Here is a 14302-nt window from a genome sequence, read left to right as displayed (position 1 = left end):
TGAATAGAGTTGCAGTGGTCTGCATAATGACCACATGACGACGATCGCCGTGGCCGGCGCCAGTGGTTACGCGGGTGGGGAGATCCTGAGACTGCTCCTCGGGCATCCCCGCGTCTCCTCGGGTGAGGTCACCATCGGGGCGCTCACCGCCGGCGGCAACGCCGGTACCCGGCTCGGCGAGCACCAACCGCACCTGTTCCCGCTCGCCGACCGCGTCCTCGACGACACCACCCCCGAGGTGCTGGCCGGGCACGACGTCGTCTTCATGGCGCTGCCGCACGGCGCGTCCGGGCCGCTCGCCGACGGACTCCCGCCGGCGACGCTGGTGATCGACTGCGGCGCCGACCACCGACTCACCGACGCGCAGGAGTGGACCCGGTTCTACGGGACCGACCACGCGGGAACCTGGCCCTACGGCCTGCCGGAGATCCCCGGCGCCCGCGAGGTCCTGTCCGGCGCGACACGTGTCGCGGTTCCGGGGTGCTATCCGACGGTCTCGGTGCTGTCGCTGCTGCCGGCCGTCGCCGCCCGGATCGTCGACTCGGCCGTCACCGTCGTCGCGGTCAGCGGTACGTCCGGCGCCGGCCGCTCCACCCGCGTCGACCTGCTGGCGTCGGAGGTCATCGGATCGGCCCGTGCCTACGGTGTCGCCGGTGCGCACCGGCACAACCCCGAGATCGGGCAGGCGCTCTCGGCGGTGGCGGGCGAACCCGTCGCCGTCTCCTTCACCCCGGTCCTGGTGCCGATGGCCCGCGGCATCCTGGCGACCTGCACCGCCCGCACCACCGCGTCCGCCGACGAGGTACGGGCCGTGTACGAGAAGGCCTATGCAAACGAGCCGTTCGTCCACCTCCTCCCCGATGGAGTGTTGCCGACGACCGGGTCGGTCGTCGGCTCGAACTCGGTCGCGTTGTCGGTGTCCGTCGACGAGCGGGCGCAGACCCTGGTCGTCGTCGGCGCGATCGACAACCTCACGAAGGGGACCGGCGGCGCCGCCGTGCAGTCCATGAACATCGCGCTCGGCTTCGACGAGGCCGAGGGCCTCACGACCGTGGGGGTCGCACCGTGACGACATCGACGACGCCTGCCGTGATCCGGGGCCAGGGCGTGACCGCGCCCCTCGGGTTCCGTGCCGCAGGGATCGCCGCCGGCATCAAGGCGTCCGGTCGGCCGGACCTCGCACTCGTGTTCAACGAGGGACCCGAGTACGCCGCCGCCGGCGTGTTCACCCGCAACAAGATCAAGGCCGCGCCCGTGCTGTGGTCGCAGCAGGTGCTCACCGCCGGCCGGCTGCGGGCGGTGGTGCTCAACTCCGGTGGCGCCAACGCGTGCACCGGACCGGACGGGTTCACCGACACCCACACCACCGCCGAGGCCGTCGCCGCGGCACTGAGCAACTGGGGCACCGAGACCGGCGCGGGCGAGGTGGCCGTGTGTTCCACCGGGCTCATCGGCGACCGGTTGCCGATGGAGCGGCTGCTGCCCGGTGTCGACGCGATCGTGAAGGACATGGCCGGCGGCCTCTCCGGCGGCACCGACGCGGCCCACGCGATCATGACCACCGACACCGTCCCCAAACAGGTCGCGGTGCACCACGCCGACGGTTGGAACGTCGGCGGCATGGCGAAAGGCGCGGGGATGCTCGCGCCGTCGTTGGCCACGATGCTCGTCGTCATCACCACCGACGCGAAGGTCGATGCGGCAGCGCTGGATTCGGCGCTGCGCTCGGCGACCGCCCGGACCTTCGACCGCCTCGACGTCGACGGCTCCTGCTCGACCAACGACACGGTGCTGCTGCTGAGTTCGGGCGCGAGCGAGATCGTCCCGGACGCCGACGAGTTCGCCGCCGCGGTGGCCGCCGCGTGCGACGACCTCGCCGACCAGCTCATGGCCGACGCCGAGGGCGTGACAAAGCGGATCCGGATCACCGTGACCGGTGCGACGACCGAGGACGCCGCGGTCGCGGCGGCACGGACCGTCGCCCGCGACAGTCTCGTCAAGACGGCGCTGTTCGGATCGGACCCGAACTGGGGCCGCGTCGTCGCCGCGACCGGGATGGCGCCGGCCGACCTCGACGTCGATCGACTCACGGTGGCGTTCAACGGGGTCGAGGTGTACCGGCAGACGGCGGGTCTACCCGGAGCGCGTGAGGTCGACCTGTCCGGCGCCGACATCGAGCTCGCGATCGACCTCGGCGTCGGCGACGCCCAGGCGACGATCCGCACGACGGACCTCTCGCACGGGTACGTCGAAGAGAACTCGGCGTACTCGTCATGACCGCGACCGAGACCTCCGGCCTCAGCGCGCTGGCCAAGGCGCACGTCCTCACCGAGGCGCTGCCCTGGCTGCAGCGCTTCGCGGGCAAGGTCATCGTCGTCAAGTACGGCGGCAACGCCATGGTCGACGACGAGCTCAAGGCGGCGTTCGCCCAGGACATGGTGTTCCTGCGTACCTGCGGCATCCACCCCGTCGTCGTCCACGGTGGGGGGCCGCAGATCTCGGCGATGCTGGCGCGGCTCGGTTTGACCGGCGAGTTCCGCTGCGGGTACCGCGTCACCACCCCCGAGGTGATGGACGTCGTGCGGATGGTCCTGTTCGGCCAGGTCGGTCGCGAACTCGTCGGGCTGATCAACGCCCACGGGCCGTACGCGGTCGGCATCTCCGGTGAGGACGCCCAGCTGTTCACGGCGACCCGTCGCACCGTCGCGGTCGACGGCGTCGCCACCGACATCGGACTCGTCGGCGACGTCACCACGGTGACCCCAGCCGCCGTCACCGATCTCATCGCGGCAGGTCGGATCCCCGTGGTGTCGTCCATCGCCCCCGACGCCGACGGCGTCGTGCACAACATCAACGCCGACACCGCCGCCGCGGCACTCGCGGAGGCGCTCGGCGCGGAGAAGCTCGTCGTGCTCACCGACGTCGAGGGTCTCTACACCGACTGGCCCGACCGCGGGTCGTTGGCGTCGCAGGTCGCGGCCACGGAGCTCGAGTCCCTGCTGCCGCAGCTGGATTCGGGCATGGTCCCGAAGATGGAGGCGTGCCTGCGCGCCGTGCAGGGTGGCGTCCCGCGTGCCCATGTCATCGACGGTCGCGTGCCGCACTCGATGCTGCTCGAACTGTTCACCGAGGAGGGGATCGGCACGATGATCCTCCCCGATCCCGCCCCACTGACCGACCCTGCCCCGGTGCCCGATCCTCACACGGGAGACGCGTCATGACCTCGACCGACGAGACGACCACCGGCACCGACACCCTGCGGGGTCGCTGGTCGGCCGCACTGATGGACAACTACGGCACCCCCGGACTCACGCTCACGCACGGGTCGGGCGCGGTGGTCGTCGACGCCGACGGACGCGAGTACCTCGACCTGCTCGGAGGCATCGCCGTCAACGCACTCGGCCACGGCCACCCGGCCGTCGTCGACGCGGTCACCCGCCAACTGCAGACGCTGGGTCACGTCTCGAACCTCTACGTCTCCGAGCCCGTCGTCACGCTCGCCGAGGCGTTGCTCGACCGGTGGGGTGTCCCGGGCCGGGTCTTCTTCTGCAATTCCGGCGCCGAGGCCAACGAGGCCGCCTTCAAGATCGCCCGCCGGACCGGTCGATCGCGGATCGTCGCCACCGAGAACGGTTTCCACGGACGCACGATGGGTGCGCTCGCCCTCACCGGTCAGCCGGCCAAGCGGGCACCGTTCGAACCGATGCCCGCCGGCGTCACGTTCGTGCCCTACGGCGACGTCGCGGCACTCACGGCGGCGGTCGACGAGGACACCGCCGCGGTCGTACTCGAACCGATCCAGGGGGAGGGCGGCGTGGTCGTCCCACCCGCCGACTACCTCGCCGCCGCGCGTGCGGTCACCGCCGACCACGGTGCGCTGTTGATCCTCGACGAGGTGCAGACCGGTGTCGCCCGGACAGGGCCCTTCTTCGCCCATCAGGCGGCGGGCATCGTGCCCGATGTCGTGACCATGGCCAAGGGGCTCGGTGGGGGGCTGCCGATCGGCGCCTGCCTGGCCACCGGACCCGCGGCCGAGCTGCTCACGCCAGGCCAGCACGGCACCACGTTCGGAGGCAATCCCGTCTGCGCCGCGGCCGCACTCGCGGTGCTCGCGACGATCGACGCGGAACGCCTGGGCGACCACGCCGCCGCGGTGGGCAAGACGATCGCCTCCGGCGTCGAGGATCTCGGCCACGCGATGGTGTCCCATGTCCGCGGTGCGGGCCTGCTGCTGGGAATCGTGCTCACCGAGCAGCGGGCGAAGGCGGTCGAGACCGCAGCGCGCACAGCCGGATTCCTCGTCAACGCCCCCGTGCCCGACGTCATCCGGCTCGCACCGCCGCTGGTGCTCACCGACGAGCAGGCCCGCGGGTTCGTCGGTGCGCTCCCGGCGATCCTCGACGAGGCCATGGAGGCCGACTCATGACCATCCGGCACTTCCTCCGCGACGACGACCTGACCCCCGACGAGCAGGCCGAGGTGCTCGCGCTGGCCGCCGAGCTCAAGGCGAACCCGTTCTCGCGCCGTCCCCTCGAGGGGCCGAAGGGCGTCGCGGTCATCTTCGACAAGAACTCGACCCGCACCCGTTTCTCGTTCGAGGTGGGCATCGCCCAGCTCGGCGGGCACGCCGTCATCGTCGACGGCAAGAGCACGCAGATGGGCCGCGACGAGACCCTCGCCGACACCGGACGGGTGCTGTCGAGGTTCGTCGACGCGATCGTGTGGCGGACCTTCGGCCAGGAACGTCTCGACGAGATGGCCGCCGCGGCAACCGTCCCTGTGGTCAACGCCCTATCCACGGAGTTCCACCCCTGCCAGGTGCTCGCCGACCTGCAGACGATCGTCGAACGCAAGGGACGCACCGCCGGTCTGTCGATGACCTACCTCGGCGACGGTGCCAACAACATGGCGCACTCGCTGCTGCTCGGCGGGGTCACCGCGGGGATGGATGTCACCGTGGCCGCCCCCGAGGGGTTCATCCCGACGCCGTTCGTGCTGGAGGCCGTCCGCGCCCGGGCCGCCGAGACCGGGGCGACGGCACGGGTTCTCACCGATCCGCGCGAGGCGGTGCAGGGTGCCGACGTCGTCGTCACCGACACCTGGACCTCGATGGGCGACGAGGGCGACGGTCTGGACCGCGTGGGCCCGTTCCGGCCGTACCAGGTCAACGACGACCTGCTCGCCGAGGCCGCCGACGACGCGATCGTGCTGCACTGCCTGCCCGCGCATCGTGGCGACGAGATCACCGACGCCGTCATCGACGGCCCCCGCAGCGTCGTGTTCGACGAGGCCGAGAACCGCCTGCACGCGCAGAAGGCGCTGCTGGTCTGGCTGCTGGAGCGATCACGGTGAGCGCGCTCGAGCACTCCCACACGGAGACCCGCGGGCCCGACACCCGCGGTCCGTCGGGGCGGCTGTCGCACACCCGCGCCGGCCGGCACGCGGCGATCGTCGCGATCCTGGCCGAGAACCACGTGCACAGCCAGGCCGAACTGCAGGCACTGCTGGTGCGCGCGGGGATCGAGGCCACGCAGGCGACGATCTCCCGAGACCTCGACGAGCTCGGCGCGGTGAAACTCCGTGCGGCCGACGGCGGAGCGGGCGTCTACGTCGTACCCGAGGACGGGTCACCCGTCCGCGGGGTGTCCGGCGGCACCGACCGCCTGTCCCGACTGCTCGCCGACCTGCTCGTCTCGACCGACCACAGCGGCGGGATGGCCGTCTTGCGGACGCCACCCGGCGCCGCCCACTACCTCGCCAGTGCCATCGACCGCGCCAGCCTGCCTCAGGTCGTCGGCACCGTCGCGGGGGATGACACCATCTTCGTGGTCGCCCGCGACCCCGTCACCGGCGCGGAGATCGCCCGCATGCTCGAGGACCTGGCGTGAGCCGGGCCGCCTCGGACCGACCGACCACCACCGACACATCAGGAGCTGTAGACAACCATGGCTGAACGCGTCATCCTCGCCTACTCCGGCGGCCTCGACACCTCCGTCGCCATCAGCTGGATCGGCCGGGAGACCGGCAAGGAGGTCGTCGCCGTCGCCATCGACCTCGGTCAGGGCGGCGAGGACATGGAGATCGTGCGGCAGCGCGCCATCGACTGCGGTGCGGTCGAGGCCGTGGTCGTCGATGCCCGCGACGAGTTCGCCGAGCAGTACTGCCTGCCGACGATCCAGTCGAACGCGCTCTACATGAACCGCTACCCCCTGGTCTCGGCGATCAGCCGTCCGCTCATCGTCAAGCACCTCGTCGACGCAGCCCGCGCGCACGGCGGAACCGTCGTCGCCCACGGGTGCACCGGCAAGGGCAACGACCAGGTGCGGTTCGAGGTCGGGTTCAACACGCTCGCACCGGAACTCGAGGTGCTCGCCCCGGTCCGTGACTACGCGTGGACCCGCGAGAAGGCGATCGCCTTCGCCGAGGAGAACGCGATCCCCATCAACGTGACCAAGAAGTCGCCGTTCTCCATCGACCAGAACGTCTGGGGACGGGCCGTGGAGACCGGCTTCCTCGAGGACCTGTGGAACGCCCCGACCAAGGACGTCTACGACTACACCGAGGACCCCGCGGCGAACTTCACCGCGCCCGACGAGGTCACCATCTCGTTCGACAAGGGCCGCCCGATCGCGATCGACGGGCGCCCCGTGTCGGTGCTGCAGGCGATCCAGGAGCTCAACACCCGCGCCGGTCGGCACGGCGTCGGCCGCCTCGACGTCGTCGAGGACCGCCTCGTCGGCATCAAGAGCCGCGAGGTGTACGAGGCGCCCGGCGCCATGGTGCTCATCCGGGCGCACGAGGAGCTCGAGCACGTCACCCTCGAGCGCGAGCTCGGACGCTACAAGCGCCACGTCGACCAGGACTGGGCCGAGCAGGTCTACGACGGTCTGTGGTTCTCGCCGCTGAAGTCGGCTCTCGACAGCTTCGTCGCGCACACGCAGGAGCACGTCACCGGTGACATCCGGCTCAGCCTCCACGCGGGAGTCATCGACGTGAACGGCCGGCGCAGCGGGGAGTCGCTGTACGACTTCACCCTCGCCACCTACGACGAGGGCGACGCGTTCGACCAGTCCGCGGCCAAGGGCTTTGTCCAGTTGCACGGGCTGTCGTCGAAGATCGCCGCCCGCCGCGATCGCGGCGCCGTCGCACCGCAGGCGCTGTCGGATGTCGGGAACGTGGAGTCCGGGGAATGAGCGATGCCCCGCACGGCACCAACACCGGGGCGCTGTGGGGCGGTCGGTTCGCCGGGGGTCCCGCCGACGCGATGGCGGCGCTGAGCAAGTCGACGCACTTCGACTGGGCGCTCGCCCCGTACGACGTCCGCGCCTCTCAGGCCCACGCCCGGGTCCTGCACCGTGCGGGCCTGCTGTCCGACGACGATCTCGCCACCATGCTCGGCGGGCTCGAGTCGCTCGCGGCCGACGTCGCGTCGGGTGAGTTCGTCGCAGCCGAGTCCGACGAGGACGTGCACGGCGCGCTCGAGCGCGGTCTCATCGAGCGGGTCGGCCCCGAGGTGGGCGGACGGCTGCGTGCCGGACGTTCCCGCAACGATCAGGTCGCGACCCTCTTCCGCATGTGGCTCCGCGACGCGATCGTCGTCGTGGCCGAGGGCGTGCTCGAGGTGTGCGCGGCCCTGGTCGACCGGGCGGTGACCTATCCCGACGCCGTGATGCCGGGCAAGACGCACCTGCAGGCGGCTCAGCCGGTGTTGCTGGCCCACCACCTGCTCGCGCACGCGCATCCGCTGACCCGCGACGTCGACCGCCTGCTCGACCTCGACCGGCGGACCGCCGTGTCGCCCTACGGATCCGGTGCGCTGGCCGGGTCGTCGCTCGGACTCGACCCCGACGGGATCGCCGCCGACCTCGGCTTCGACGCGGCCGCCGACAACTCGATCGACGCGACGAGTTCGCGCGACTTCGCCGCCGAGGCGGCGTTCGTGTTCGCGATGATCGCCGTCGACCTGTCGCGCCTGTCGGAGGACGTGATCCTCTGGACGACGTCGGAGTTCGGGTACGCGACGCTGGCGGACGAGTGGTCCACGGGCAGCTCGATCATGCCGCAGAAGAAGAACCCCGACGTCGCCGAACTCGCGCGCGGCAAGAGCGGTCGGCTCATCGGGAACCTCGCGGGTCTGATGGCCACGCTGAAGGCGCAACCCCTGGCCTACAACCGGGACCTGCAGGAGGACAAGGAGCCGGTCTTCGACTCCGTGGCCCAGCTGTCCCTGCTGCTGCCCGCGATGGCCGGGATGGTCGGCACCCTGACGTTCCACCCGGAGCGGATGGCACACCTCGCCCCCGCCGGGTTCACCCTCGCCACCGACATCGCCGAGTGGCTGGTCCGGCAGGGCGTTCCCTTCCGCGTCGCCCACGAGGTCGCGGGGGCGTGCGTCCGGGCTGCGGAATCCCGCGGTGTCGGACTCGACGAGCTGTCCGACGAGGAGTTCGCGACGCTCTCCGAGCACCTCTCGCCGGCCGTCCGCGAGGTGCTCACGGTCGACGGGTCCATCGCCTCCCGCTCGGCGCGGGGCGGTACGGCGGGAATTCGCGTCGGCGAACAGCGAGCAGCTCTGGCCGAACGAGTCGAGACCCTGCGGGAACGGGTACGCCGGTCCTCGGACCGCAAGTAGAGTGACACCGTCGCGGCGCCGGTCGGCGTCGCTGCGCGTGCAGTCCTGACGCAGGAGGTGTAGTCGCGTGGTGGGCATCCCGAACCTCGGTCGCGCACTCGACCGGGTGGTCGCCACCGCCCAGAACGGTCTCGAGGTCATCCGCATGGGCGGGCTCGACACCGGGACCACCCCGGCGCCGTTCCGGGTCGAGGAGACGTCGTCGATGTACCGCCTGCGGCGGTATTTCCCCGACGACGTCGCCGACGGGCCCGCCGTGCTCCTGATCCATCCGATGATGGTCTCGGCGAACATCTACGACGTCACCCGGCACAACGGTGCCGTGTCGATCCTGCACGCCGCAGGCATCGATCCGTGGGTCGTCGACTTCGGCTCACCCGACCAGGTGGCCGGCGGCATGGAGCGCACCCTCGCCGACCACATCGTCGCCCTCGACGAGATCGTCGATCTCATCCACGACGAGACGGGTCGACCGGTCCACCTCGTCGGGTACTCGCAGGGCGGCATGTTCGCCTACCAGACCGCGGCGTACCGGCGGTCGCGCGACATCGCCAGCCTCGTCACGTTCGGCAGCCCCGTCGACGTGCTCGCCGCGCTGCCGCTCGGGTTGCCCGCCAACATCATGGCCCCGCTGGCGGAGGTGTTCGCCGACAACGTCTTCAACCGTCTCGCCATCCCCGGCTGGCTCGCGCGCACCGGCTTCCAGATGTTGGACCCGGTCAAGGCGGCCCGCAGCCGCATCGACTTCCTCCGCCAACTGCACGACCGCAACGCGCTCCTGCCCCGCGAGGACCAGCGTCGCTTCCTCGAGAACGACGGGTGGGTCGCGTGGTCGGGACCCGCGATCGCCGAACTGCTCCGACAGTTCGTCGTCCACAACCGCATGGTGTCCGGCGGCTTCGTCATCCGCGACCGCCTCGTCACGCTGGCCGAGGTGACCTGTCCGGTGCTGGCGTTCGTCGGCAGCGCCGACGACATCGGGCAGCCGTTGGCCGTCCGCGGCATCAAGCGTGCCGCCCCGCGTGCCGAGGTCTACGAGTCCGTCCTGCCCGTCGGTCACTTCGGTCTCGTCGTGGGTTCCGTCGCCGGCGCGCAGAGCTGGCCCACCACCTCGCAGTGGATCCGGTGGCGCGAGGATCTCGACGACCAGCCCGGCGACATCGTCCCGATGGAGGCCAACCCCCAGGACTCGACCGGTTCCGGCGTCAGCCTCGCCTCACGCGTCACCCACGGCATCGGCGCCGTCGCCGACGCGAGCGCCGGTGTCGGTCGCGAACTGGCGCACGCCGCCGACTCGATCCGCCGCACCTCGCAGGCGGTCCTGCGGGAGTCGGTGCGCACCCTGCCGCGACTCGTGCGCCTCGGCCAGATCCAGCCGGGCACCCGCATCTCGCTGGCCAAGTTGATGACCGAGAACGCCGATCGGTTCGGTCACCGCGAACTGTTCCTGTTCGAGGACCGGGTGCTCAGCCACGTGGAGGTCAACCGTCGCGTCGACAACGTCGTCCGCGGTTTCATCGCCTGTGGTGTCCGACCCGGCGAGCACGTCGGCGTGATGATGGAGACTCGTCCCAGCGCCCTGGTCGCGATCGCGGCGCTCTCGCGCCTCGGTGCGGTCGCCGTGCCGCTGCCCCCGGACGCCGCGCTCGACCCGATGCTGAACCTCGCCGACGTCACGGTCGTCGTTGCCGACCCCGACAGCCTCGACCACGTGATCGGCCACGCCGACCGGGTCCTCGTGCTCGGTGGTGGCGATTCCCGCGCGATCCCCGAGGCCGACGGCGACGCCGTCGTCGACATGGAGAAGATCGACCCCGACGAGGTCGAACTGCCGTCGTGGTTCCGGCCCGATCCGGGGCTGGCCGGCGACCTCGCGTTCATCTTCTTCACCACCACCGGCGGCACGCTGCAGCGCTGGCCGGTCACGAACCACCGCTGGGCCCAGTCGGCCTTCGGGGCGGCGTCCGCGGCGTCCATCGACGGCAACGACACCGTCTACTGCCTGACCCCGCTGCACCACGCGTCGGGCCTGCTCACCACCCTCGGTGGGACCGTGGTGGGCGGCGCGCGGATCGCGCTGTCGTCGGGGATCGGACCGGAGAGCTTCGCCCGCGAGGTGTACCGCTACGGCATCACCGTCGTCTCCTACACGTGGACGATGCTCAACGGGATCGTCCGCGACCCCGACCTCGCGATCACCGACCACAACCCGATCCGCCTGTTCATCGGCTCGGGCATGCCCGCCGGTCTCTGGGACGACGTCGTCGCGCGGTTCCCGGACGCGGGCGTGATGGAGTTCTTCGCCACCGCCGACGGTGCCGCGATCCTCGGCGACGTGTCCGGCTCCAAGGTCGGCTCGATCGGGCGTCCGCTGCCGGAGACGAACCGTGTCCGGGTCGCCGCCTGGGACGTCATGGAGGAGCGTTTCCACCTCGACGGCCGCGGTTACGTCCGCGAGGCACACGTCGACGAGGTCGGGGTCCTGCTCGCCCAGACGCGCCAGCGCGACGAGACCGGCGCCACCGTCCTGCGTGCGGTGTTCAGCCCGCACGACCGGTGGGAGACGTCCGGGCAGCTCGTCCGTCGCGACATCGACGGCGACCACTGGCTGATGGGCAGCGTGAACGGGGTCGTCAAGAGTGACGAGGGCCCGGTGTACCCGCAGCCGATCATCTCCGCGCTCTCGCGGCACCCCGACGTCGACCAGGTCGTCGTCTACGGCACCCGGGTGGGGAACCACGAACTCGCGGTCGCCGTGGTCTCGCCACAGCGGCACACCGCCAACCTCACGGTGTCGTCGCTGCGTCTGGCGCTCGCGGGACTGCCCGCGTCCGAGAGGCCGCACATCGTGTGGGCGGTCGACGAGATCCCGCTCAGCCACTCCTACCGTCCGGTCCCGAACTGTTTCCGGGCCGAGGGCGTGCCGCGGCCGAGCGCGCGTGTCTGGTACCGCGACGAGAACGGCCGCTACCGCCGGTTGACCCGCACGGTCGCCGACGATAAGGGGTGGTCCACGCAGGGCGACGCGATCACCACGGCCAAGTCGTCCTGAGCCCGATCACCGGCACCGCCGCACCGACGGGGAGACTGGGACCATGCCGCTCGACGCGTACCTGACCGACCGCCTGGTCTGCCCGCAGGACCACGGACCGCTGCTCCACCTCGACACCGACACGGGACCCGACGAGGTGCTCTACAACCCGCGCCTGCGGGTGGTCTACCGCGTGGACGACGGCATCCCCGTGCTGCTGATCCCCGAGGCCCGGCCCGTCGACGACACCGAACACGCGGCACTGATGGCCAGGTCCGACCGCTGAGGTGACGCGTCCCCTCGACCGCGCACAGCTCGCGGTCGACCCCGTCGACGCGGCCCGACGACTGCTCGGCTGCGTCGTCGAGCACGGCCCCGTGGCGCTGCGGATCGTCGAGACCGAGGCGTACGGCGGCCCCGAGGGCGGCCGACACCCCGATCCGGGCGCGCACTCCTATCGCGGTCCGACGCCCCGCGCCGCGGTGATGTTCGGTCCGGCCGGGCACGCCTACGTCTACCGGTCGTACGGGATCCACCTGTGCGTGAACATCACCTGCGAATCCGACGGTGAGGGCGGTGCGATCCTGCTGCGCGCGGCCGAGGTCGTCGCCGGCCACGACGTGGTCGCAGGACGCCGTCGCTCACCGTCGGGTGTCGTCCCACCCGTGAAGCGGTGGGCCATGGGGCCGGGCAACCTCGGGTCGGCGCTGGGCGTCGGACTCGAGGACTCCGGCCGCGACGTGCTCGACACCGGCTCCGACCTGCGGCTCGTGGCGGGCGAACCCGTCGAGGCCGCGCAGGTGCGCAGCGGACCACGCGTAGGCCTCACCGTCGCCACCGGCCGCCCGTGGCGTTTCTGGGTCGACAGGCACCCCGCGGTCTCGACCTGGCGACCGGGCTCGGCCACCGTGCGCGCCCGCCGATCGGGGACTGCGGGGGATGCGGAAAGATCGGACTGGTGAGCACCGACATCATCGACGACCTGCAGTGGCGCGGGCTGATCGCCCAGTCGACCGATATCGACGAGCTGCGTGCCCGGGTGGCGCGCGGAAGGCTCTCCCTCTACGCCGGGTTCGACCCGACCGGCCCGAGCCTGCACGCCGGGCACCTTGTGCCGCTGCTCACGCTGCGTCGGTTCCAGCTCGCCGGGCACCGACCCGTGGTGCTCGCCGGAGGCGCCACCGGGATGATCGGTGACCCGCGGGACGTGGGGGAGCGGACCATGCAGACCGCCGACACCGTGCGCGACTGGGCGAGCCGGATCGACGCGCAGCTGCAGCGGTTCGTCACCCTCGACGACTCACCGACCGGTGCGGTGGTGGCGAACAACCTCGACTGGACCGGCGGGCAGTCCGTGGTCGACTTCCTCCGCGACGTCGGGAAACACTTCTCGGTCAACGTCATGCTCGCCCGCGACACCATCAAGCGACGACTCGCCGGTGACGGGATCAGCTACACCGAGTTCAGCTACATGCTCCTGCAGGCCAACGACTTCGTGCAGTTGAACCGTCTGCACGGATGCGAGCTGCAGATCGGCGGCTCCGACCAGTGGGGGAACATCGTCGCCGGCGTCGACCTGGCCCGTCGCACCGACGGCACCGCACTGCACGCACTGACGGTCCCGCTGGTCACCGCCTCGGACGGCACCAAGTTCGGGAAGTCGACCGGCGGCGGCAGCCTGTGGCTCGACCCGACGATGACCAGCCCCTACGCCTGGTACCAGTACTTCGTGAACACCGCCGATGCCGACGTCGTGCGATACCTGCGGTGGTTCACGTTCCTCGAGCGTGAGGAGATCGACGAGCTGGAGAAGCTCACCGCCGAGTCGCCCCATCTTCGCGCGGCACAGAAGCGCCTGGCGTCCGAGATGACCACCCTGGTGCACGGCGCCGACCAGACCGCCGCCGTCGAGGCGGCCAGCCAGGCACTCTTCGGACGCGGGGACCTCGGAGGCCTCGACGAGGCCACCATCGCCGGCGCGCTCCGGGAGACCGGCGCCGTCGAACTCGGTCCCGACGACCCGCGCACGATCGTCGAGCTGCTCGTCGTGACCGGGTTGTGCGACGGAAACAAGGCCGCGCGGCGCGTGATCGGCGAGGGCGGCGCCTACGTCAACAACACCAAGATCGACGACGACGCATGGCAACCCGGTGCCGGCGACCTCCTCCCGGGTGGGTGGTTGGTGCTGAGGCGAGGCAAGCGGACGGTGGCAGGTGTGCACCTCGCGGCGGCCACGTAACCGACAGCACGCCGCTGGCCAGGCAATTTGACCCCGTGTTCGCATCTGTGTAACTTCTTCCATGCACCGCAGCGAGGGAAAACACCGCCGGGCCTCAGAGCCCGCCGGAACCGCTAGCGCGAGGTGCAGAACCCCAGATCGAAAACGCTGGAAACAGTCGTCTCGTCTGGCAACTCCCACGGGAACCCCGAGCAGGGCGGAACGTGTGGGTGTGTGTTCTTTGAGAACTCGATAGTGTGTTGACAATTGTTGGTGAGTTTTTGTTGCCTGCGATCATCTGTCAGTGGTGGTTGTGGGTTTTTTTGGATTGTTTGGTCAGGTTGTGCTTTCCTGATTGTGTTGAAACTTAGTGTTTCAGTGTTTTTTCATGGAGAGTTTGATCCTGGCTCAGGACGAACGC

The 14302-nt window shown here is 70.7% G+C and carries 12 protein-coding genes; all 12 read left to right on the top strand.

Translation table 11 applies throughout. The annotated features are described in order from the left end of the window. Positions 1-34: 34 nt before the first annotated feature. Complete coding sequence (gene argC / locus Q1A98_RS19610; protein WP_299576601.1) at positions 35-1069, top strand: N-acetyl-gamma-glutamyl-phosphate reductase; 1035 nt, start codon at positions 35-37, stop codon at positions 1067-1069. After that, on the top strand, positions 1066-2277 hold the full coding sequence (gene argJ, locus Q1A98_RS19605; RefSeq protein WP_299576599.1) for a bifunctional glutamate N-acetyltransferase/amino-acid acetyltransferase ArgJ: 1212 nt from the start codon (positions 1066-1068) through the stop codon (positions 2275-2277). The genes argC and argJ overlap by 4 nt, the downstream gene beginning before the upstream one ends. After that, on the top strand, positions 2274-3221 hold the full coding sequence (argB, locus tag Q1A98_RS19600) for an acetylglutamate kinase (RefSeq protein WP_299576597.1): 948 nt from the start codon (positions 2274-2276) through the stop codon (positions 3219-3221). Before argJ ends, argB begins: the two co-directional genes overlap by 4 nt. Beyond that, positions 3218-4426, top strand: coding sequence for an acetylornithine transaminase (locus Q1A98_RS19595; protein ID WP_299576595.1), 1209 nt, complete (start codon positions 3218-3220; stop codon positions 4424-4426). The genes argB and Q1A98_RS19595 overlap by 4 nt, the downstream gene beginning before the upstream one ends. Continuing rightward, positions 4423-5352, top strand: coding sequence for an ornithine carbamoyltransferase (gene argF / locus Q1A98_RS19590; protein ID WP_299576593.1), 930 nt, complete (start codon positions 4423-4425; stop codon positions 5350-5352). The genes Q1A98_RS19595 and argF overlap by 4 nt, the downstream gene beginning before the upstream one ends. A 62-nt stretch (positions 5353-5414) precedes the next feature. Further along, positions 5415-5888: an arginine repressor gene (locus tag Q1A98_RS19585; protein WP_299577036.1), complete on the top strand. Its 474-nt coding sequence runs from the start codon at positions 5415-5417 to the stop codon at positions 5886-5888. A gap of 57 nt (positions 5889-5945) precedes the next feature. Continuing rightward, positions 5946-7193, top strand: coding sequence for an argininosuccinate synthase (locus Q1A98_RS19580; protein ID WP_299576591.1), 1248 nt, complete (start codon positions 5946-5948; stop codon positions 7191-7193). Next, complete coding sequence (argH, locus tag Q1A98_RS19575) at positions 7190-8632, top strand: argininosuccinate lyase (RefSeq protein WP_299576589.1); 1443 nt, start codon at positions 7190-7192, stop codon at positions 8630-8632. Before Q1A98_RS19580 ends, argH begins: the two co-directional genes overlap by 4 nt. Before the next feature lie 67 nt (positions 8633-8699). Continuing rightward, the gene (locus Q1A98_RS19570; protein ID WP_299576587.1) at positions 8700-11684 is read left to right on the top strand and encodes an AMP-binding protein; all 2985 of its coding nucleotides are present in this window, start codon (positions 8700-8702) and stop codon (positions 11682-11684) included. A gap of 43 nt (positions 11685-11727) precedes the next feature. Then, complete coding sequence (locus tag Q1A98_RS19565) at positions 11728-11949, top strand: Trm112 family protein (RefSeq protein ID WP_299576585.1); 222 nt, start codon at positions 11728-11730, stop codon at positions 11947-11949. 1 nt (position 11950) lies between these two features. Then, a complete protein-coding gene (locus tag Q1A98_RS19560; protein ID WP_299576583.1) occupies positions 11951-12625 on the top strand; it encodes a DNA-3-methyladenine glycosylase in 675 nt (224 codons plus the stop codon). Beyond that, on the top strand, positions 12622-13902 hold the full coding sequence (tyrS, locus tag Q1A98_RS19555; protein ID WP_299576581.1) for a tyrosine--tRNA ligase: 1281 nt from the start codon (positions 12622-12624) through the stop codon (positions 13900-13902). Before Q1A98_RS19560 ends, tyrS begins: the two co-directional genes overlap by 4 nt. The last annotated feature ends 400 nt before the right edge of the window (positions 13903-14302 follow it).

Origin of the sequence: uncultured Williamsia sp. (genome assembly GCF_947494875.1) — a bacterium.
GTDB lineage: Bacteria > Actinomycetota > Actinomycetes > Mycobacteriales > Mycobacteriaceae > Williamsia_A.
The sequence above is the reverse complement of the archived record's forward strand: the minus strand, read 5'-3'. Positions and strand labels throughout refer to the sequence as shown.

Coding starts and splice junctions, on each gene's coding strand:
- argC (WP_299576601.1), top strand. CDS start 35: ATGACGACGATCGCCGTGGCCGGCGCCAGTGGTTACGCGGGTGGGGAG.
- argB (WP_299576597.1), top strand. CDS start 2,274: ATGACCGCGACCGAGACCTCCGGCCTCAGCGCGCTGGCCAAGGCGCAC.
- Q1A98_RS19595 (WP_299576595.1), top strand. CDS start 3,218: ATGACCTCGACCGACGAGACGACCACCGGCACCGACACCCTGCGGGGT.
- argF (WP_299576593.1), top strand. CDS start 4,423: ATGACCATCCGGCACTTCCTCCGCGACGACGACCTGACCCCCGACGAG.
- Q1A98_RS19580 (WP_299576591.1), top strand. CDS start 5,946: ATGGCTGAACGCGTCATCCTCGCCTACTCCGGCGGCCTCGACACCTCC.
- argH (WP_299576589.1), top strand. CDS start 7,190: ATGAGCGATGCCCCGCACGGCACCAACACCGGGGCGCTGTGGGGCGGT.
- Q1A98_RS19565 (WP_299576585.1), top strand. CDS start 11,728: ATGCCGCTCGACGCGTACCTGACCGACCGCCTGGTCTGCCCGCAGGAC.